Annotated in this window: 20 protein-coding genes; 7 read left to right on the top strand and 13 right to left on the bottom strand. The window is 57.9% G+C overall.

Features of this window, described 5'->3' with window-relative positions; translation table 11 throughout:
* Positions 1-76: 76 nt before the first annotated feature.
* Positions 77-478 carry an ectoine synthase gene (locus tag FY550_RS01830; RefSeq protein ID WP_070981153.1) on the bottom strand — a complete coding sequence of 134 codons (402 nt, stop codon included), beginning with the start codon at positions 476-478 and terminating at the stop codon, positions 77-79.
* Positions 479-591: 113 nt separating this feature from the next.
* Positions 592-2,010, bottom strand: a complete 1,419-nt coding sequence (locus FY550_RS01825) for an amidase (RefSeq protein ID WP_084388267.1) — start codon at positions 2,008-2,010, stop codon at positions 592-594.
* Positions 2,011-2,257: 247 nt separating this feature from the next.
* Between FY550_RS01825 and FY550_RS01820 the strand changes: the two genes are divergently transcribed.
* From FY550_RS01820 to FY550_RS01810, 3 genes are all read left to right on the top strand, one after another.
* On the top strand, positions 2,258-2,905 hold the full coding sequence (locus tag FY550_RS01820; protein WP_070981151.1) for a hypothetical protein: 648 nt from the start codon (positions 2,258-2,260) through the stop codon (positions 2,903-2,905).
* 187 nt (positions 2,906-3,092) lie between these two features.
* Positions 3,093-3,362, top strand: coding sequence for a hypothetical protein (locus FY550_RS01815; RefSeq protein WP_070981148.1), 270 nt, complete (start codon positions 3,093-3,095; stop codon positions 3,360-3,362).
* Positions 3,363-3,812: 450 nt separating this feature from the next.
* A complete protein-coding gene (locus FY550_RS01810; RefSeq protein WP_070981147.1) occupies positions 3,813-4,133 on the top strand; it encodes a hypothetical protein in 321 nt (106 codons plus the stop codon).
* Between the two features lie 61 nt (positions 4,134-4,194).
* Here FY550_RS01810 and FY550_RS01805 read toward each other — a convergent pair whose 3' ends face one another.
* Complete coding sequence (locus FY550_RS01805) at positions 4,195-5,604, bottom strand: sensor domain-containing diguanylate cyclase (protein ID WP_070981144.1); 1,410 nt, start codon at positions 5,602-5,604, stop codon at positions 4,195-4,197.
* 769 nt (positions 5,605-6,373) lie between these two features.
* On the opposite strand from FY550_RS01805, the gene FY550_RS01800 reads away from it, so the two are divergent.
* The 4 genes from FY550_RS01800 to FY550_RS01785 all read left to right on the top strand — a co-directional run bounded on the left by FY550_RS01800 (position 6,374) and on the right by FY550_RS01785 (position 8,556).
* Complete coding sequence (locus FY550_RS01800; RefSeq protein WP_070981142.1) at positions 6,374-6,583, top strand: hypothetical protein; 210 nt, start codon at positions 6,374-6,376, stop codon at positions 6,581-6,583.
* Positions 6,584-6,811: 228 nt separating this feature from the next.
* Complete coding sequence (locus tag FY550_RS01795) at positions 6,812-7,060, top strand: hypothetical protein (RefSeq protein WP_070981140.1); 249 nt, start codon at positions 6,812-6,814, stop codon at positions 7,058-7,060.
* A gap of 707 nt (positions 7,061-7,767) precedes the next feature.
* Complete coding sequence (locus FY550_RS01790; protein ID WP_070981137.1) at positions 7,768-8,016, top strand: hypothetical protein; 249 nt, start codon at positions 7,768-7,770, stop codon at positions 8,014-8,016.
* Between the two features lie 315 nt (positions 8,017-8,331).
* Positions 8,332-8,556 (top strand): hypothetical protein, encoded by a 225-nt coding sequence (locus FY550_RS01785; protein WP_070981135.1) that lies wholly within the window; start codon positions 8,332-8,334, stop codon positions 8,554-8,556.
* A gap of 23 nt (positions 8,557-8,579) precedes the next feature.
* On the opposite strand, the gene FY550_RS01780 is transcribed toward FY550_RS01785, so the two are convergent.
* The 10 genes from FY550_RS01780 to FY550_RS01735 all read right to left on the bottom strand — a co-directional run bounded on the left by FY550_RS01780 (position 8,580) and on the right by FY550_RS01735 (position 18,972).
* Entirely contained in the window at positions 8,580-9,629 is a 1,050-nt protein-coding gene (locus FY550_RS01780) for an ABC transporter permease (RefSeq protein ID WP_070981834.1), read from the bottom strand.
* A 5-nt stretch (positions 9,630-9,634) separates the two neighbouring features.
* Positions 9,635-11,269, bottom strand: a complete 1,635-nt coding sequence (locus FY550_RS01775; RefSeq protein WP_084388266.1) for a sugar ABC transporter ATP-binding protein — start codon at positions 11,267-11,269, stop codon at positions 9,635-9,637.
* A 1-nt stretch (position 11,270) separates the two neighbouring features.
* On the bottom strand, positions 11,271-11,921 hold the full coding sequence (locus FY550_RS01770; RefSeq protein WP_070981133.1) for a DUF2291 family protein: 651 nt from the start codon (positions 11,919-11,921) through the stop codon (positions 11,271-11,273).
* Between the two features lie 59 nt (positions 11,922-11,980).
* The gene (locus FY550_RS01765) at positions 11,981-12,958 is read right to left on the bottom strand and encodes a D-ribose ABC transporter substrate-binding protein (RefSeq protein ID WP_199287832.1); all 978 of its coding nucleotides are present in this window, start codon (positions 12,956-12,958) and stop codon (positions 11,981-11,983) included.
* A 71-nt stretch (positions 12,959-13,029) separates the two neighbouring features.
* Entirely contained in the window at positions 13,030-13,827 is a 798-nt protein-coding gene (locus tag FY550_RS01760; RefSeq protein ID WP_070981131.1) for a GolD/DthD family dehydrogenase, read from the bottom strand.
* 29 nt (positions 13,828-13,856) lie between these two features.
* The gene (locus FY550_RS01755; RefSeq protein ID WP_070981129.1) at positions 13,857-14,654 is read right to left on the bottom strand and encodes an SDR family NAD(P)-dependent oxidoreductase; all 798 of its coding nucleotides are present in this window, start codon (positions 14,652-14,654) and stop codon (positions 13,857-13,859) included.
* A gap of 19 nt (positions 14,655-14,673) precedes the next feature.
* Positions 14,674-15,672, bottom strand: coding sequence for a sugar-binding transcriptional regulator (locus tag FY550_RS01750; RefSeq protein ID WP_070981126.1), 999 nt, complete (start codon positions 15,670-15,672; stop codon positions 14,674-14,676).
* Positions 15,669-17,180, bottom strand: a complete 1,512-nt coding sequence (locus FY550_RS01745) for an FGGY family carbohydrate kinase (protein ID WP_070981124.1) — start codon at positions 17,178-17,180, stop codon at positions 15,669-15,671. Before FY550_RS01745 ends, FY550_RS01750 begins: the two co-directional genes overlap by 4 nt.
* A gap of 11 nt (positions 17,181-17,191) precedes the next feature.
* Positions 17,192-18,142: a transketolase family protein gene (locus FY550_RS01740; RefSeq protein WP_139148760.1), complete on the bottom strand. Its 951-nt coding sequence runs from the start codon at positions 18,140-18,142 to the stop codon at positions 17,192-17,194.
* Positions 18,139-18,972: a transketolase gene (locus FY550_RS01735; RefSeq protein WP_070981122.1), complete on the bottom strand. Its 834-nt coding sequence runs from the start codon at positions 18,970-18,972 to the stop codon at positions 18,139-18,141. The genes FY550_RS01740 and FY550_RS01735 overlap by 4 nt, the downstream gene beginning before the upstream one ends.
* Positions 18,973-19,470 lie beyond the last annotated feature (498 nt).

Here is a 19,470-nt window from a genome sequence, read left to right as displayed (position 1 = left end):
GCCCGACCGGAGCGGTCGGGCGCAAGGATCGACACTGGTCATGGCGGACGCCCGTAAAAAGGGCTCCGCTCACTCATCAGCGTTTGATGACACTGCCATCATCATCATAAAGGGGATAGCTGCCCTCTTCGTCGTGATCCTCGGGACCCACCAGCGAGGGCGAGAAGCAGCAGAGCACTCGCATACCATTTTCACTGCTGAGGATATGCTTCTGATGCTTGTCCAGCGCATATAGCGTACCAGGCTCGAGATCCCACTTGCCGCCTTCGGTCAGATCCTCGATCTGGCCCTTGCCCTCGACACAGATCACGGTTTCCTTGTGGTGCTTGTACCACATGTGAAGTGACTGGCCGGGTTTGATATAGGTCTCGTGAAAGGAATGACCCATGCCATCAGCACGCAGGGTATAACGCCGACTGATGAACTTGTCTTCGTCGACTTCGGTCTTCCTGGCGTCTTCATGACTTCTAACGATCATCGAATGCGACTCCTTGCTTTCGATTTTCAGTCTGAAATGCACCGCTCCCTGACGGTGCTCCACTTCCACTGATCGGTACTGCGCCCAACCAGGGAATTCACTTGATGCCGGACTCAGCCGGCATACTCGGCCGGATCGGGAACCGTGGGGTAGCGCGCGGGATGGGCTTCCATGAACGCATTGCAGGCACGCAGCACTCGCACATCATCATATTTGCCCCCTGCCAGCTGAAAGCCGACCGGCAATCCCTTGTCGGTAAAGCCACACGGCACGGAGGCTGCCGGCTGCTGACTGAGGTTGAAGGGATAGGAGAAGGGCGACCACTCTTCCCAATCCTGCATCCCGCTGCCAGGCGGCACTTCCTGATTGATGGCAAAGGGCTCGATAGGCACCGAAGGTGTCATCACCAGATGGTAGTCCTGGTTGAACTTCTCGAGCGCCATGGTCAATCGTGCCCGTTCGGCCTCGGCATGGAAAAGCTCCACGGCACTCCAGTTCTCGGCGCGATGCGCTTTCGCAACCAGGCCGGGATCGAGCAACTGGCGCTGACGCTCATCACACTGCGAGTAGAGCTCCAGTGAGGCAGTGAACCAGATGGTTTGAAAGATATTGATCGGCGATTCAAAACCCGGGTGGATCTCTTCGACTTCGGCACCCAGCGCTTCCAGCTTTTGCGCCGCTTCGCGTACCCGCTGGGCTACCTGAGGGTCCACCTTCGCATAGCCCAGGTCAGGCGAATAGGCGATACGCAGCCCACGCAAGTCCTTGTCGAGGTCCACACCCCAATCTTCCGGCTCACCGCGCACGGCATAGGGGTCGCGATAGTGGTAGCGACCGATCACATTGAGCATGCGGGCTGCATCACGCACATTGCGCGTCAGCGGCCCGATATGCGAAAGCGACGGCATCTTGGCCGGCGGCCACTGCGGGGTCCAGCCAAAGGTCGGCTTGAAACCGAACACGCCCGTAAAGGCCGCCGGAATCCGGATCGACCCACCGGAATCACCGCCCTGGTGCAGCACGCCCATGTTGAGGGCAGCCGCCGCTGCCGCACCACCAGAAGACCCCCCAGGTGTCAGCTGAGTATCCCAGGGGTTGCAGGTCGCACCGAATACGCGGTTGTCGGTCACCCCCTTCCAGCCGAATTCGGGCGTGTTGGTTTTACCAAGTAATACAGCGCCGGCTTCACGAAGACGTTGCGCCGGTGGCGCATCCTGTTCGCACAGATCATCGGAGGTGGTCAGCGAGCCCTCACGAGCCGGCATGCCTGCCACCTCGGTCAGATCCTTGAGAGAAGCCGGAACACCATCAATGGGGCTCAGCTGCTGCCCCTGGCCCCAGCGGCGGGCAGAAGCACGGGCAGCCTTTTCCGCCCCTTCCCGATCCACATGGACAAAGGCATTCACCTTGTCATTGAAGCGCTCGATACGCTCGAGCGCAGCGCGTGTTGCCTCCAGGGGGGACGCCTTGCCGGTTCTGAACAATTCGCTCAGCTGACCGGCATCCATTGTGCCCAGATCGGTATCACTCACGGCACCACCTCATCTGTTGTGCGTGATCGGAAAAGCCCGCTTTCATTTAAGTCTGAAAAAAGCTAGTTCACGATCACCGGACAATGCAAACGGCCATAAAAGCCACTTCAGAATTTGATGCAATACACCAGAAAAAAACCGGAGCATGACGGCCGGCCATTTCTCCTGCGATGGCAGAGATTTATCCCCGCTCCTTTTGACCGGAAACAGAGCACCTTCTCATGATGCTTCAGATCGACAAAGGGTCATGGACAAGACTCAAGTGCCCGCCACGCAAGGCGTTGGCGAGGTCATTCAATGCGGCAAGTACCCCCATCCATGGGAAGACAGCTTCAGGCGCAAGGCTACAGCGAGCCTGCTTAACGCCAGCACAGGGAAGGTGAGGGATTTCATTATTCCAGGTAATAAAGATGCTGTCTGCTTGAAGAAAGCTGATGCCATGACAACTGATAACGAGCAAAAATCACTTCCTTTAATTACCTATGTTATGGAAAGTAACCTTTACACATTTGAACGCGAAAAAATGATGCAATCTTTGGACAAAGACCTTGTTGCACCATCTACTCCCTCCTACCCTGTGCTTAGCCTCGGAGGGCATGGCGTCCAGCCGTTTGGGTTCAATGGACTTGAACGGGTTCCAGGGAAGGATTCGAGGCACCTCTTTATTCAGGCCCCGGTGGCAGATCACCAGCGCCCTCACCTTGTATTGCCGTTTTTTCCTTTCATCGCATCAGCTTCATTACCGAGGCGCCAGGGTGCAGCGGATACCGTTTCGTGGCGCCCATACCAGTGCCAGCCTCAGGCGGTTTCCGCTTTCCGTGGTCAGAAAACCTCCCCTCTCTTCCTGCGCCGATCACCAGGCGATCCTTCATTGTGCTGCCGGGTATGGCGGTAAACCACAACCCAATGCCGCGTCACGCCTGCTGAGCAGACGGCTGATACCACGTGCGCCTTTCCTGTCATGCCGTGCCTGCGTTTAAGCCCTCCATGCGACGCCTTCAAAAGAGTTTCAGAGGCCACCCAAACAGGCACTATAGGGATCACCGGCATATGTGTAGCCGGTTCTACAAGGAGGCAATGACATGAAAAGGACTCTCTATCACCTGATTCAGCAAACTCTGGATCGCCTGTTTCGCCAGCCACCTGAAGATGATGGCTCGACTGCCAAACCCGTGTTCGATGGCATCTGGCTGCTGATGGCACTTCTGATCGGATTGCCGGTTGTCTTTCAGGCCGTCTCGATGCCCCGCCCCCTCGGGACACTGATCGTCATCATTCTGGCCGTGATGAACCTTGTCGCCGGTCTTCATCTCTATCTGGTACGACGAGCCGGGCGTACACGTCACAAGTAACGGATCCAATCTTCCTGTCACCCTGGCCTGACGACCTGTCAGGCCTTATACCCTTTTGTCGGCCCAACAATTCTTTTCCACCAACAGTGCCTGCCCTCCCTGCTTCAATGCGAATACCGGACAAAAAAAACCCGGCAGAAGCCGGGGGGAAGGGATTGGAGTGACAACATTCGGTTGTCACCTCCATTATTAGTAGAACCTGCTTCAGTCTTCAAAGACTGATCATCATACTTAAGCATTAAACAACAGATTTTGCCTGACATAATGGCTTATCAGCGTTCAAAGGCATCAACCATTTCCAGTGCAATCTGACTTCGGGGCACGCACACCGTCACCATCCAGGTATCGAATAAAGCCATCCGAGGCGCGGCCGACGAAAGTCATAAATACGTACCCGATACACTGTTGTACATAGAAAAGGACATATCCGGTTGGAAAGGCGAGGTGCTCATGGGCTATGCAACCATCGCGGTACAGCAGGCCAGAATCGTGCAGCCACAGGGCACGCATCGGATCATGCTGGAAATGAACGAGACCGATTTCGGCACCCGCCTGTTCATCGGCGTGGACGGGTGGTACAGCCCGGTGGGACAGACTTACGACAGCCCGGAAACGGCCTATCAGGGTGCCATTCGTCTGTTACAGCTGAATGGCGCCAGCTGTCAGCTGATACTCGATGACTCGGACAACCTGATGACCGGTGCCGATGTCGCCATGTGCTTTGCTCGCAATGGCGTTGAGATCACCCATCTGGAAGTTCGTCAGGCATAACGTTTGCCGGAGCCCGCATTATTGCGGGCTCAGCTGACTGCCCTACCATGACCTCGACATCCTACTGCTCGGCCTTCATCACCTGATCGCGCCCTGCCGCCTTGGCTGCATAGAGAGCTTCATCAGCCAGATTCAGCAGGATTTTCGGACTCATCGACTCATGATCGTACTCGGCCACACCGAAACTGGCTGTCACCGGCTCGCCCGGCCAGGTGACGGCATGCAGCGCCAGACGCAGTCGTTCGGCCAGTCTGGTCCCCGCCGCAGCGGTCGTTTCAGGCAGCAACACGACGAACTCTTCCCCCCCCAGACGCGCTGCCAGATCCGAACGGCGAACAACGGAGCGCAGTACATCGGCCAGCTTCACCAGCACTTCATCGCCAATACCATGGCCATAGCGATCATTGATGCGCTTGAAGTAATCCAGATCGATAATGATGATTGAAAGCGTTTCCCCGGTGCGCTGGGTTCGCGCGCACTCGCGCTCCAGCGCTTCATCGAATGCCCGGCGGTTGGGCAGTCCGGTCAGCGCATCGGTTCGCGCAAACAGCTGCAGCCGCTGATTGGCCTGTTCAAGCTCCCGTACGGTGCGGTTTTTCTCGGTCAGATCGATACCTTCGAAAACGATATAACCGGGCGCGCCTTCCTCATTGCGTACCAGAGCCACTGAAATCTGCGTTTCGATGGTTGTGCCCTGGCGAGTGACATAGCGCTTCTCGGCAACAAAGTAGTCGCGTGTGCCACTGAACAGTTCACGATACTGCTGATCCGTAAGATGCTGATCTTCAGGATGCGTCAGGTCAGCCGGCGTCAGCCCCAGCAACTGATCGCGCGGGTAGCCGAACAGCCGGCAGAAGGCATCATTGACGTCAATGATCAGACCATCGGGGCGCGCAATGGCCTTGGCCACGATGGCATGACGAAATCCCTTTTCAAACATCTCTTCGCGCTCGAACAGCAGACTCTGCGCCTGCTCGCGTTCGATCAATCGGCCCAGCATCGACGCCATGACTTCGAGGATTCGAATCTCGCGCTTGCCAAAGGGCGTACTGCGAGGCGCCAGATCACTGAAATTGAGAGTGCCGAAAACCCCATCGGTCGTATAGACCGGCACGCCGATATAGGACTCCAGCCGCAAACCGATATAGACCGGATGCTGCTGCATATCCGCCATCTCACCGACCGCATGATAGGCGGTAGGCGCTCCAGCCTGGATGACCGCATTACAATAGGTATCCACAAGCGAAAAATGATCGCCACGGTGGACCCCCTCCAGGGGGGTCAGGACATCCACGACCTCATAATCACTACCAGTGATTCGGCTGAAAATACCGGTCGATAGACCCAGCAACTGTCGCCCGGTTTCAAGGCAGGCCGGGATGAACGAGGGCAGATCATCAAAATGATCAATCAGCAGATGATGCAACCCGATCAGCAGCTCATCCTGATCCGGCGAATGTTCAGAGCGCATGAGGACCGTGCCCCTTTGACTGTTCGGTTCCGGGAAGTGCAGCAATGCATGTCACTTTCGATATCGGCCCGAAGTGTAGCAAGCATGAGGGGACCATTCGGCCTCATACCTGATCAGTCGATGGAAGTGGCATCACCTTACGATGGGGATCATGTGCTTTTTGCCTGAACAGAGAGCAGGTTTTCTATTGCCGCTCCTTACTCATCGTGTATACCGGCGACCAGATCTTCTGCCCGGCCCAGATAACTCTTGCAACGTCCACATTTCACGATCGCGGACTCTTTCTCCTGCTCCTGAGACTCGATGGCAAGCAGATGACAACCGCATAGATAGCATCTTGGCGTCAGGGGTAGCGTTGGAGGGGACTGATCGGTCACGGGTGAACACGCCCTGTTACTAAAACCAGGGAAAGTTACTTTCTTTCACAACTGTCGGCTATCGACCGAAACCATCAGATACTGTGCCGGATCAGCTCCTACCTTCAAAAACGATTGCCTGTCATGCCGCAGGGCACATCTCGCACGGTTCACTGAATTGCAGACCCGTATACCGGAGAGAGTCTCCGGTGAAGTGAAAGAAGCCGCCGGAGAGAGTCGCGCGTTTGTACTCAATAAATGGTCACAAGCGACATGTAGAATCACTCTGTCGTTTCACTTCGTTTTATCGCTCGCTTCCCAGCAGGCTTTTTTATCAAAAACCGGCCTACAGTGGCATTCACGACATGGCGGAACCACACTGGCTGATGAAGTCATGAAACGGAAAAACAGCCATGTCCAAGCGATTCGAAGTTATCGAGCACACCACATCACATATTCAGGGTGATCCCAACAGGGAGCAGAACCAGGGCCCGAATGATATGCCGCTGGAGAGCTTTCGTATCTATGACCAGCAGCAACAACAATATGTGGGCAATGAGTACGACATCAGGGAGGAAGCAGAAGAAGACTGCCAGCGCATGAACCAGGAAGCCGGCGAGTAAACTACCTTCTTCATGGCCCCATCGCTTCAGCGATGGGCCGTTCCCCATTGGCAGAATCCCCATCGAACACCGCAGTGACATGATGGATAAATATTGCCCCGGAAGGGGCATTACTCTCTTCAGACCGAAAAGTCCATGGGACAATAGCGCCTATCCCCCGAAGCCAGCATCGGATAACATGAATTAACCTGCCCATTGGGTTGCCTTCCAAATTATGGCGAGGTTCCGATGAAAAAGATGCTTTTTGCGTGTCGCTGGCTCTCCATCTTCCCGCTCAGTGTTCTGATCGGCATGTTCGCCCACCAGTTGCTGACCGACCTGCAAATCTTTCAGGCCATCAACATGCGGTATCCGGAAGATCATGCTTTCTGGATATTCCTGAAAGCAGGCGCTCTGATCATGCTGGTGGGTTTTCTGGTTTTCCAGAGCCAGCTCATACTCAAGAGTTACATGACGCCGCACCACAGTTCGCAATAACGACGCACCTGATTCGGACATGTGGACAGGCATACCCGACATGGGCAGCCCCCTCTCTATCATCGTTGCGATGCCCCGTACTCGAAATTCGCATCAGTGAAAATGCTCACATCGCAGCAATGATTAAAATAAATCATCAAGAGCGTTAGCCATGTCGACAACTTAACCAATGTAATCTCCCGCGCGGCGAGACGGCTTTTACCGTGGCCTCACGCCTCGAAGGGCAGGTTGCCCAGTCGTCCGAGTCTTACGGGCCTCGACGGGTTCCACGGAAGGATTCGAGGCCCTTTCCGATGCGCCGGCCCGGCCAGATCTTGCAACAGATGCCTGATCGACCGGGTCGAGCATCTTTCTACTCTTCCCTTGTTTATTTTTCAGCGGATCAGACCCTACAGGCAACAGCATCACCGCTTGCTGTGGAACCTGATCTGACGCCTCTTCGGGTCAGGGGCTTTCCTGTTCCTGATGGCTCATTGTTTCGTCTGTCATGGCAAGAGATTTTCAGGTATCTCCAACCCGGAAGAAACACCTCATACCAAAGAAGTAGCCATTTCTTAAGCCTCGAATGCTTTCATAAATTAACACTCTGATACAGTAACTACCGAGACTGCCGTTAATGAGTATGAGTGAAGTGCGCAAATCGCACCGCCGGCACTCCAGAGGCTGGCGAATCAAAGAGGGCTGCACCTCCGAAGGGGGGAAACATCATGACGACAATGCTACTACTGGGTGCCGGCTATTTTCTGCTGGTGGCTTTTTTCATTGGCGCCTTCATGCTGTCACGCCGTGCAGACGATCAGGCACAGAGCTGGGAGCACAATAGACGAGTGTCACTGGCGGACAACAAGGTGGCTGAAATGCCTACCACCGAGCAGGTGGGCGAAGTCCGTACCGTGCCGAACGCCCGGGTGGAAGCCCCCGCGCGGCGCCGCAAGGCTCAGCTGCACGGCAGCTAGCCATTGATGTGATGGCTGTGTCTTTTATTGACCTTCAAGGGTTCAACAAACCGTCACAGTGATAGTGCAGGGTGAATCCTGTCATTTTGCTCTGCTGTTTCGCCCGCCTTCGCGCGGGCTTTTTCATGTTGGCATCCAGGGCGTCGGACTGACAGGCCCTGCATTTCTGCCTGACCTGGAGCCTACCGGCTTCATACTGTTATGCCGAAAGCCCCCATTGCTGCATGTTGCAATGAACCGCTGATGGGCTCGCCCTCCTTCACTTGTTCAGACGACATCTGAACTACAGTTATCAGGACTATTTCGGAGGCGCACATGACCCCACTGCTGGGCAAACTGATCACTGCCATCACCCTTCTGCTGCTGGCCTGGGGAGGCTGGTTCCTGATGCTTCATCGACGCAGCCGACGTCCGATGCCCGACAAGCCCCGGACAGCCCCCCGGGCGCCGAGCAGCCGCGCCGACGCACATCAGCCCGTACAAGCTTCGTCATCGCACAGCTCTGATGACCACGACGACGCCGGTAGCCAACGAGGCTGAACGGTGTCGTCCCGGTCGAGGCGCTAGCCGGCCACCATGACGCGCTTTTGCAGGCGCTGCTGCAGCTGGTCGATCACCACGGCGAAGATAATCACGATCCCCATGATGACCATCTGCCAGAAATTACTGACCCCTGACATCACCATGCCGTCATTGAGGATACTGATCACACAGGCTCCCACCACCGAGCCCAGCACCGAACCTCGGCCGCCCGCCAGTGCGGTTCCTCCCAGTACCACGGCAGCGATCGCGCGAAGTTCATAAGTGTCACCGGTCATTGGATGGGCAGTCTGCAGCTGAGAGGTCACCACCAGCCCCACGATTGCCGCACAGAAGCCCGAGAACACATAGACGAACATCTTGACGCGCTTGACCTGCAATCCTGAAAAGAGAGCGGCATGCTCGTTGCCACCAATGGCATAGATATGTCGTCCCAGCGGGGTGCGGAGGCTGACCAGCCATGTCCCGAGTGTCAGCACGGCCAGTATCCAGACAGGGACACCGATCCCCAGCAACTCACCATTACCCAGCATGGCAAAGCCGGTGTTATCCAGTGCCTCATAGCCACCCAGGCTGGAGAAGGTTGCCCCGTCATTGAACAGCAGCGCCGCCCCACGTACCACGTAGAGCATGCCCAGGGTGGCAATAAAGGGCGCGACATTGAGTCGGGTGATCAGTACGCCGTTGATCAGACCGATAAGTGCTCCGATCAGGCAGGTAGCGAGAATAACGCCCGGCACGCTCAGAAACAGCGTCTGGTCGCCGATCGGGATCCCCTGCATGATCAGATAGCCGGCAAACATGCCGCTGAAGCCGACGGTCGAGCCTACCGAAAGATCAATGCCCCCTGTGAGTATCACAAGACTCATGCCAATCGACAGAATACCGATCACGGTAATGTGCTGCGCCATGATCAGCAGGTTGCCGGTGGTCAGGAAGTTGTTCGCAGTCAGAGCGAAATAAAGGACGACGGCGACCAGGGCAACAAAAATTCTCAGCTTCAGAAACTGCAGCATGAGACGTGAGAGAGGCCGGCCATGGCGCTTGCCATGGGTATCGGGAGTACCGGTCATGGTAGTCACTGCGAGACTCCTTGTGTACTGCCATCCTCGTCGGAAACGACGGTGGGCGCTGATTTCTGCATGATGTGATTGCGATCGGCCTCTTCACGGCGTAGATCTGCCGTGATGCGACCGGCGGCCATGACCAGTACCCGATCGGATACTGCCAGCGCCTCGTCCAGTTCCGAAGTGGTGTAGAGAATAGTGACGCCCTGGGCTGCAATATCGCTCATGGCGCGGTAGATATCGGCCTTGGCCCCGACATCGACACCGCGGGTAGGCTCGTCGAACAGGAGGATCCGGGGCTGCGTGAGAAGCGCACGGGCAATGACGACCTTCTGCATGTTCCCCCCGCTGAGCGAGGTGATCGGCAGCGTATCATCCGCCGTCTTGATGCCCAGTGATTCGATCATCCGCCGGGAGTGGTGTTGTTCCCGGCGTGACATAATGAGATTGAGGCCGGGCAGCCCACCGCAGTACCGCCTCAGACTTGAAAGGGTCATGTTGTCGCGCACTGACAACGGCTGAAACATGCCGTGACTCTGACGATCCTCCGGTACCAGCGCGATCCCCGCGCCGATATGGCGCGCAGGCTGGCCATGAGCCAGCGACTTTCCGTCCAGCTCGATGTCACCTCGCGCACTACCATGCAGCCCCAGCAGTACCTCCATGAGCTCGGTACGACCGGCGCCCATCAGCCCGTAGATGCCAATGATCTCGCCGCGTCCGGCAGTGAAGCTGATGTTATCGAGCGCCAGCGTGCCATTACTGCGGCGCAGCCACAGATTCCTGACCGCCAGCAGCGTCTCTCCTGTTTCCCGAGGGCTGTAATCGAAGGCCTTTTTTTCGTCCCCGACCATCTGCTGAACAATCCACGGGATATCGATTCGGGCAATCTGATCCACCCCCACTACGCGACCGTTCCGCAGTACCGTAATGTGATCGCCGATACGCATGATCTCTTCGAGGCGATGCGAAATGTAGATAATCGCGACCCCTTCGCGGCGCAGATTCTCGATGATCGAAAACAGCACCTCGACTTCGGTCTGGCTCAGTGCCGAGGTCGGTTCATCCATGATCAAAACCCGCACATTGCGCCCCAGCACACGGGCAATTTCGACCAGCTGCTGCTGACCAACATGCAGGTCGCCCAGCCGGGTCGCGGGGTTCAGGTGCAGCCCTACGCGTTCCAGCAGCTTTTTGGCATCACGCTGCTGGCTGCCGACATCAATCAGGCCGAGGCGACGCTTTTCACTGCCAATAAACAGGTTTTCGGTAATGGTCAGGTCGGGGAACAGATTGAGTTCCTGAAAGATAATGCCAATGCCCGCCTTTTCGGCATCGCGTACGCCGCCGAAGGACACCGCGTGATCATCGACCAGAATCTCGCCGTCACTGGGGCGTTCGGCACCGGCGAGAATCTTCATCAGCGTCGACTTGCCCGCACCATTTTCACCGATCAGCACATTAACGCTGCCCGGATAGACCGCGTAGCTGACATCATCCAGCGCCAGTGTGCCGGGGTAGCGCTTGCTGACATTCCGGAGTCTGACAAGCGGCTCACCCTTCTTTTGCAAACCAGCCTCACGCTCATTGGCGGATTCGGCAACAGTGCCGGGTGCCTGCTCTCGTTGAACCGGGTAGGTAGTCATCTCAGTGCCCCTCCTGGTGATGCAGCGCGACAGGCACGATATCGATGCTTCGATCCATGCCATCCCAGGTGGCATAGGCACCAACTGCCTCAAGCGACTGGCCGGCAGACAGTTCGCCATGACGCTCGATCACTTGCTCAACCTGCTGATTCAGACCGTCAGCGAAGTCGGCGAAACTGTTCTGATTGCTGAAATCGCTGTATTTGATCTCCGGGAAGCCATCGCGGATGGCGGTTCCGGGGATCACCGGGCCGACCATCAGATTCACCTGGCGACTGGCATTGGTCTCGATACTGACCCGACCCACCCGCGACCCACGCGCTACCTGCTTCACGGTCCCGGCCACCTTCACCCAGAAGGTGCAGGGAAATGCCTGACTGGTCTGCACGCCATACGCCTGACAGGCAGCCGTAAAGCCTTTTTCATCAATGGCAGCCAGGACCTTCGCAAGCGGCGTGGCACGCTGTGTTGCCCAGGGGACCAGCTGCTGCTCGAATACCTGCGCGGGATCGATCGCCGGCCCCTGATCGGCCGAACGAATTTTTTCGAGTTCCTGATCGGAGACCAGTCGAAAGCCGGTGGTCGTCATACCCAGCAGTAGCATGGCGACCACCACCAGCGATAACTGGCCACGCCTGCGCGATATATACATATTTCAACTCCCGTTCGGGAAGCCGGGAGCGCCATGGGCGCTCCCCCTGGTTTGCCGCTTCACTGGCACTGATACTCGAAATCCTGCACACACTTCGCGTTATCACTGGTGATCAGGATGCCGCGAAAGAGCTGACGCTCGGGCTGGCCGGTACTGCCGGTTTCGAGATACTGATCGAGCTCCCTGACCCCCTGGCGGGCAAGCTCCTGAGCCTGCAGCATCGAGGTGGCATAGAGATCGCCACTGCGCACGGCATTGCGCTCGTCATTGCTGCCGTCGATACCGACCACGGTGACGCCCTGCTTGTTGGCGGCCTTGAGCGAAGCAATGGCGCCCAGTGCCACCGGACCGTTACCGGAGACAACACCATTGATGTCGGGGCGCTCCTGCAGGATCGAATCCATGGCCTGCTTGGCACGCAGCAGTTCACCACCGGCATCCTGTCGCGCCACCATCTGAAGGTCGGGATACTGGTCCAGCACCCGGTGAAAGGCCTGGGAACGGGTCACGCAGTTGTTGTCGGCCAGGTTGCAGGTCAGCTCGACATACTCGCCCTTCTCGCCCACCTTCTCGACAAAGCGCTGGGCCACCTGAGAGGCAGCCTGAACGTTGTTATGGCTGAGCTGGGCAATGGCGATGCCATCCTCGGGGATCTCGCGATTGATCAGTACTACCGGGACATCCTTTTCAGTGGCGTAGCGCACTGCCGCAACGCTGGCCGAAGAATCGGCGTTGTCGAGTACGATGCCATCAGCACCCTGGGCGACCACCGAGCTGATCAGCTCACGCTGGCGATTGACGTCTTCCTGATGAGAGAGCACTCGAGCCTGATAGCCCAGCTCCTGCGCCTGTTCCCTGGCGGCGTTGGCTTCAGCGGCGTAATAGGGGTTGTCCAGCGAGTTGACCAGAATCACAATGCTTCGATCACTACTCTTGCCCTCGGCGGCAAGTGCCAGCGGCGAAAGCGCCAGCGCTGTTACGGATAACAGGGCCGCACCCAGGGTGACCTTCAGTGGAAAGGGGCGTGACATTTTCATGAGGTTCTCCTTGGAGAAATTGTTGTCGTCATGTGCTGCAAATGCAGCGCTTTTGCCAACCTTCAGCTGCCTCACCAGATGGTGTAGCCACCATCGATCAGCAGATCGGCGCCGTTGATCATGTCGCTGCTGTTGGAGGCCAGAAACACGATGCTGGCGGCGATCTCGTCGGTGTAGGCGAAGCGTCCGGTGGGAATCATCGACTTCATGCGCTCGCCCTTTTCACCCTGCCAGGCGGCGGCCCCCATGGGGGTCAGGACCACCGTGGGAGAAATGGTATTGACGTTGATGCCATGCGGCCCCCACTCCTTGGCCAGGGTTTTGGTCATGCCGATCAGACCGGCCTTGGCCGAGGTGTAGGCGCAGTGATGATCAATGGCGACCGTGGCCGCCTGAGAAGCGATATTGATGATCTTGCCGCCATGCTGACTGGACAGCAGATGGCGACCGACCTCACGGGCACAGATGAATGGGGCGGTCAGGCAGACATCGATCTGGCGCTGCCACTCCGCAAGAGAAATATCTTCCGCCGGAGTCAGGGTGATGGTACCGGCCGCATTGACCAGGATATGCAGATCCCCGAAGTACTCGATCACTTCCCTGACGCCGCGGGCAACTTCCTGCTCGCTGGTGACATCACAGCACCACGCCTTTACACGCTCGGCGGGATAGTGCGCCATGACTTCATCGACCCGATCGGATTCGAACTCGGGATAGAAGATGGCGATGTTGGCGCCCTTCGCCAGCATTGCCTCGTTGGCGGCGGTGGCAATGCCGCCGAGGCCGCCGGTCACCAGCGCCACCCTGCCGGTCAGCGACTGATCGGGATCGACGCCGTAGCGCAATGACATGTCGTACTCTGTTGCCATGGTGAACCTCTTTTTATCGTGCTCAGCACTCAGGACATGATCAGACCGCCATCCACATTGATGGCCTGTCCGGTGATGTAGTCGGCATCCCGCGATGCCAGAAAGGCGGCGGTACCGGCAATCTCTCGCGGCTGTGCCGCGCGTTTCATGGGCACACCGGCCACCCATTCACGAATCAGTTCTCCGGGGCCGTAATCACCCAGCAGCTGACCCCAGTGGTGATCGTTGTACTGCCACATATCGGTTTCCACGATGCCCGGACAGATGGCGTTGACGGTGATCCCGGCAGAGGCAAACTCCCGTGCCAGACTCTGGGTCAGTCCCAGCACGCCGAACTTGCTGGCGGCGTAATGCGGGGTGTAGATAAAGCCTTGTCGCGCCTGCCCCGAAGCCATGTTGATCAGGCGGCCATGGCCGGCGCTTTTCATGTAATGCAGTGCCGCCTTGCAACAGAGGAAGACACCGGTGGTATTGACATCGAGTACGCGCCGCCACGCCTCTTCGGAGAGTTCCTCAAGCGGGGCGATGGTGATAATTCCGGCGTTTTGAACGGAGATATCAATACGCCCGAAACGCTCGATCACGCCGGCATAGAACGCGTTGACCTCCTCGGCGCTCGTGACATCCAGTCTGACGGCCATCACCCGGCCTGGCAGGGACTGCTCCTCGATGAGGCTTTCGAGGGCAGCAGCAGCCTCGTGTACCTCGGGACGATTGGAGGCCAGCGCCACGCTGGCACCCTCTTCGACAAAACGTGTGGCGATCGCAAGCCCTATGCCTCGATCGGCACCGGTCAACACTGCGGTCTGTCCCTCGAAACGTCTCATGTTGGTTTCTCCTGTTGCGTCAGGGGGCAAGTGACGTGGCAGACGGCACGATGGGCTCCGTCACCGTTTGTGCTGCCAGCCGTTCGGCCGTGAAGGTGTCGGTCACCAGCACCCGAACCCATCCTCCCAGGGCAGCGGCACGAATGGCCTCGATCTTCTGTGCACCACCGGCCACCCCGATCAGTCGCGGCACGCGCTGCAGGGTCTCGGGGGAGATCGCGACAACGCGTTGATTGAGGGGATGATCGACCAGTCGGCCTTGGGCATCGAAAAAGCGCAGACAGACATCGCCCACCGCACCCGAAGCAGCCAGGTCAGCAAGCTCGGTATCCGAGAAGGTATTGCCGCTGCGGGCCAGGAAGCGGGAGGGCTCCAGCGTGCCGATACCCAGCAGGGCAACGGTCAGGTGGTCAAAAAGCTGAATCGTGTCCCGGACATAAGGCTCTTCGCACATGACCTGACAGGCCGCAGCAGAACTGGCAATGCCGGCGACATGCATGAAGGCGGGATGCGCATGCAGCTGCCGAGCCAGCTGCAATGTCAGGCTCTCGGCAAGATGCTCGACACCGCCATTGGACATCCCGCCCATCAGTTGGACGACCCGTTCGGCACTGAGCTGGCGGCTCTCACGCAGCTGGTCCGACATCGACAGCAGAAACGAACTCCATGAGGAGATGCCGATGTGGTCGCCGCTTTGCAGGGTGGCTTCCAGATACTGCGCTGCCGCATCACCGACACTGGCGATAATGGCGGCTTCACTATCATCCGGGGCGTCGGTGATGATCACCTCTTCCAGCCCCAGTGACTGCGCAAGCTGTGCCTCGAGCTGGTGATGGCTACCGCGCGGGGGCGTGATCGATACAGTGACGATGCCCTCGCGCTGAGCGCGCTTGAGCAGCCGTGAGACCCCCGCCTGGGACACGTTGATACGTGCGGCAATATCGGCCTGACGCATGTTCTCGACCCAGTACAGGTGAGCGGCACGCGTCGCCAGCCGCAATTCGTACTCCGGTCTCATGACACCTCCTCGACTGCAGCAGGCGTGCCGTGCAGGGTACGCGCCACAGCCCGCAGCCACTGATCGTGGCGAGGCTTGAAGGCAGCGGCATCCCGGGGCGAGAAGTCATCATGCTCGGGCAGTACTGCGGCAAAGGCATCAGGGGCGCGCCAGCAGCCGTGCTGATGGCCGGCCAGCAATGCCGCGCCGAGTGCCGAGAGCTCGGCAAAGCGGGCCCGCTGAACATGAAGATCCAGTGCCTCTGCCTGACGTTGCATCAGCCAGTCATTACAACTGGCCCCCCCATCGGCCTTCAGGGCCGACAGCGGAGGCAGATCCCGAGCACGGCCTGCGGCCTGCATGGCATCGACGACATCACGGATCTGGAACACGATCGAGTCGAAGGCCGCCAGGGCAATCTCGGCGGGGCCGGTACTGAAGGTCAGACCATCCATCAGAGCACTCAGTCCACCCACCCAGCGCGGCGCCCCCAGCCCTACCATGGCCGGCACCAGTATTTCACTGCCTTGTGGGTCAGCCGCTCGGGCCAGTTCCCCCAGCCGCTCTACCGACCCTTCCAGTCCCAGCAATCGCGCCACCCACGGCAGTACTGCAGCGCTGACGGTCACGTTGCCTTCAAGTGCATAGACGCGCCCCTGGTCCGTTTCCCAGGCGACAGTGGTCGCAAGACCGCGCCCCTCGACCGGCTGATCTCCGGTCGTGGTCATCACCGATGAGCCTGTCCCGTAAGTCGCCTTGACGATCCGGCTGTCATGGCCCCCCTGTGCCAACAGGGCGGCATGCGAATCCCCCACCATCGAGAGGATCGGGATACCCGCCGGCAACTTGCCGAGACCGCTGGCGGTTGTCCCGAAGTCATCCGCCGAGTGACGGATTTCCGGCAGGTGCCGGATAGGAACCCCAAACAGCTCGGTCAGCTCTGCAGACCAGCTACCGCGATGAATGTCGCAAAGCTGGGTTCTTGAGGCATTCGACAGATCGGTCAGATGAAGGCGATGGCCGGTCAGTTTCCACAGCAGCCAGCTGTCCACCGTCCCCAGGCGGATATCCGCGACAGCACACTCATCACTGACGTGCTCGAGCAGCCAGCGGAACTTGGCGGCCGAAAAGAGCGGGTCGAGCGGTAGACCACTCAGCTCGCGAACACGTGAAGAGACGCCGGCCTTTTCGAGCGCGTCACACTGTGGCTGGCTCCGGCGACATTGCCAGCTGATGCAGGGCCCGAGCGGACGTCCATCTCTCGCACTCCATGCCATTGCCGACTCGCGCTGCGACGAAATGCCCAATGCCAGGATGTCGACATCGTCATGCCCGTCCAGGCAGTGATCGATCGCGCTCAGTACACTCTGAAAAAGCGCCTCACCGCTCTGTTCGACCCAGCCACTGCGCGGATAGTGGCACTCGATGGCGCACTGTCCGCGGGCAATGGGTCTGCCTGCCATATCCAGCAGTAGCGCCTTGGAATTGGTGGTGCCCTGATCAATGGCCAGAATTGCAGACGTAGCCATACCGAAGCTCCTTACTTCAGCAGCGCATGGGCTGACGTTACGATGCCCTCAACCGACATGCCGGCATCATCCAGCAACCAGCCGGCAGCACCGGTCGGAGCAAATGACTCGAAGCCCAGCAGTTTCATGCGACAGGGCGCTTCCTGCGCTACCAGCTCGGCCACCGCACTGCCCATACCGCCACGGACACTGTGCTCCTCGAGGGTCAGCAGATGGCCGGTCTCGCGCGCCGCGCTTAGCAGGGTGTTGCGATCCAGTGGCGCAATGCTCGTGCAACTGATCACGCGCGCCTCAATGCCTGACTGCGCCAGCTGCTCGGCGGCCTCCAATGCCCGACAGACAGTGACACCACATCCGATCAGGGTGATGTCGTTCCCCTGACGCAACACCGGTGCCTGGCCCGGCCTGAACTGGTAGTCCTCGCTCATCAGCGTGGGTACGCCCATTCGACTCAGACGAACAAAGGCGGGGCGATCGCTGTCAGCGACGTAGCGAATGACCTGAGCGGTCTCGACATCATCGACCGGGACAAATATTTCCAGCCCATCGAGAACGCGGGTCCATGCCAGGTCTTCGATGGAGTGGTGAGTGGGCCCCAGCTGCCCGTAGGCCACGCCGCTGCTGATGCCGCAGAGTTTGACGTTGGCCTGTGAGTAGGCGATATCGGCCTTGATCTGCTCCAGGGCGCGGCCGGTAAGAAAGCAGGACGCCGCACAGACGAACGGAATCAGACCCGAGTTGGCCAGACCTGCGCCGACACCGACCAGGGACTGTTCGGCAATACCTACATTGACCAGCCGCTCGGGCCACTGCTTGCGAAAGGAACCCAGCTTGCTGGAGCCCACCGAATCATTGGCAACGGTGACGATGCGTTCATCGGCTCGGGCCAGTTGTTCAAGCGTGGCAGCGAAGGCATCACGGCAATCGTGAAGCATGACCTGGTTCTCGGTAGCGGTACTCATGGAGTGCTCTCCAGCTCGGCAAGGGCCTGTTCGATCTGTTCCGGCGTTGGCACCTTGTGATGCCACTCAACGCGGTCACGGATGAAGGAAATACCATTGCCCTTGATGGTGTGAGCGACCAGGCAACGCGGCATTCCGGGGGTACGTGGGGCGGTCAGGGCGTTGATCAGTGCGGCATGATCATGGCCATCAACCTCATGCGTTTCCCAGCCAAAGGCCGTAAAGCGGTCGGCCAGCGGTTCCATGGAGGTGACATCCTGCGTGTGATCCCCCTGCTGCATGCGATTGCGATCGATGATCAGGGTCAGGTTGTCGAGTTGCTTGTAGGCAGCCGTCATGGCCGCTTCCCAATTACTGCCTTCCTGCAATTCGCCATCACCCACTACGACAAATACCTGCCAGCTCTTTTGCTGAAGTTTCGCGCCGATAGCGGCGCCAACGCCCACCGGTAATCCATGACCCAATGGGCCGGTACTGGTTTCAACGCCGGGCAGTTTGACGTTGCAGGGATGACCATTAAGACGCGAGCGGGGCTGGATAAAGGTCGACAGTTCATCAACGGGAAAATAACCGGCACTGGCCATCACGGTGTAAAGCGCTACGGCACAGTGACCCTTGCTCATGATGAAACGATCACGTTCCGGATGATGCGGCTGTTCGGGATCGTACTGCAGCACATGAAAATAGAGGCTGCCCAGAATATCGGTCACCGACAGGTCACCGCCGATATGGCCCATTCCAGCAGTCCCGATCGTTTGAATGATCAGCTTGCGCATGCTGTGACAATGGCGGGCAACCTCCACTGGAGGTAAGGATTTCCGATCAACCATCTCCCACTCCTGAATATTTATTCACACAGTGAATATTTCATTGGCGTGGAAAAATGATTGCTCTCAACGTTTATTCCGGTCAATTAAAAAGATAATAAATGGCATTAGACATTGGTCTTTTAATTAAATTAAAATCAATAAAATCAGTCGCTTGCAGCAAAAATCAGACCATAAAAACAAAGAATATTTATTCATTATTATCTGCATGAATAAATATTCTCTTGCTCGACATTTGAAAAAATATCGATTCGCAAAAAAGACTGTCAGACATTTTTCATTCAGAAAGCAATTCGAACCAGCAACGACCTGGTAAAATGGCTTTATCTTCGTCGTCAACCAGTATCAAAGCCATTTCGGATGGTTTTAATAAAGCCGGGACAATAGGTAAAAAGACCAAATGACGATCTACAGAAAACGCAGAAGAAACGAAGCAATGGCAGGATTGGTGTGGCAGTGCAGAGGTCAGGACAGGCAGGTTTTTCAGCCACTGCTCGGCGC

It is taken from the genome of Kushneria phosphatilytica, assembly GCF_008247605.1.
GTDB classification, from domain to species: Bacteria; Pseudomonadota; Gammaproteobacteria; order Pseudomonadales; family Halomonadaceae; genus Kushneria; species Kushneria phosphatilytica.
Note: the sequence above shows the minus strand (reverse complement) of the source record. Positions and strands in the feature narration are given on the sequence as shown.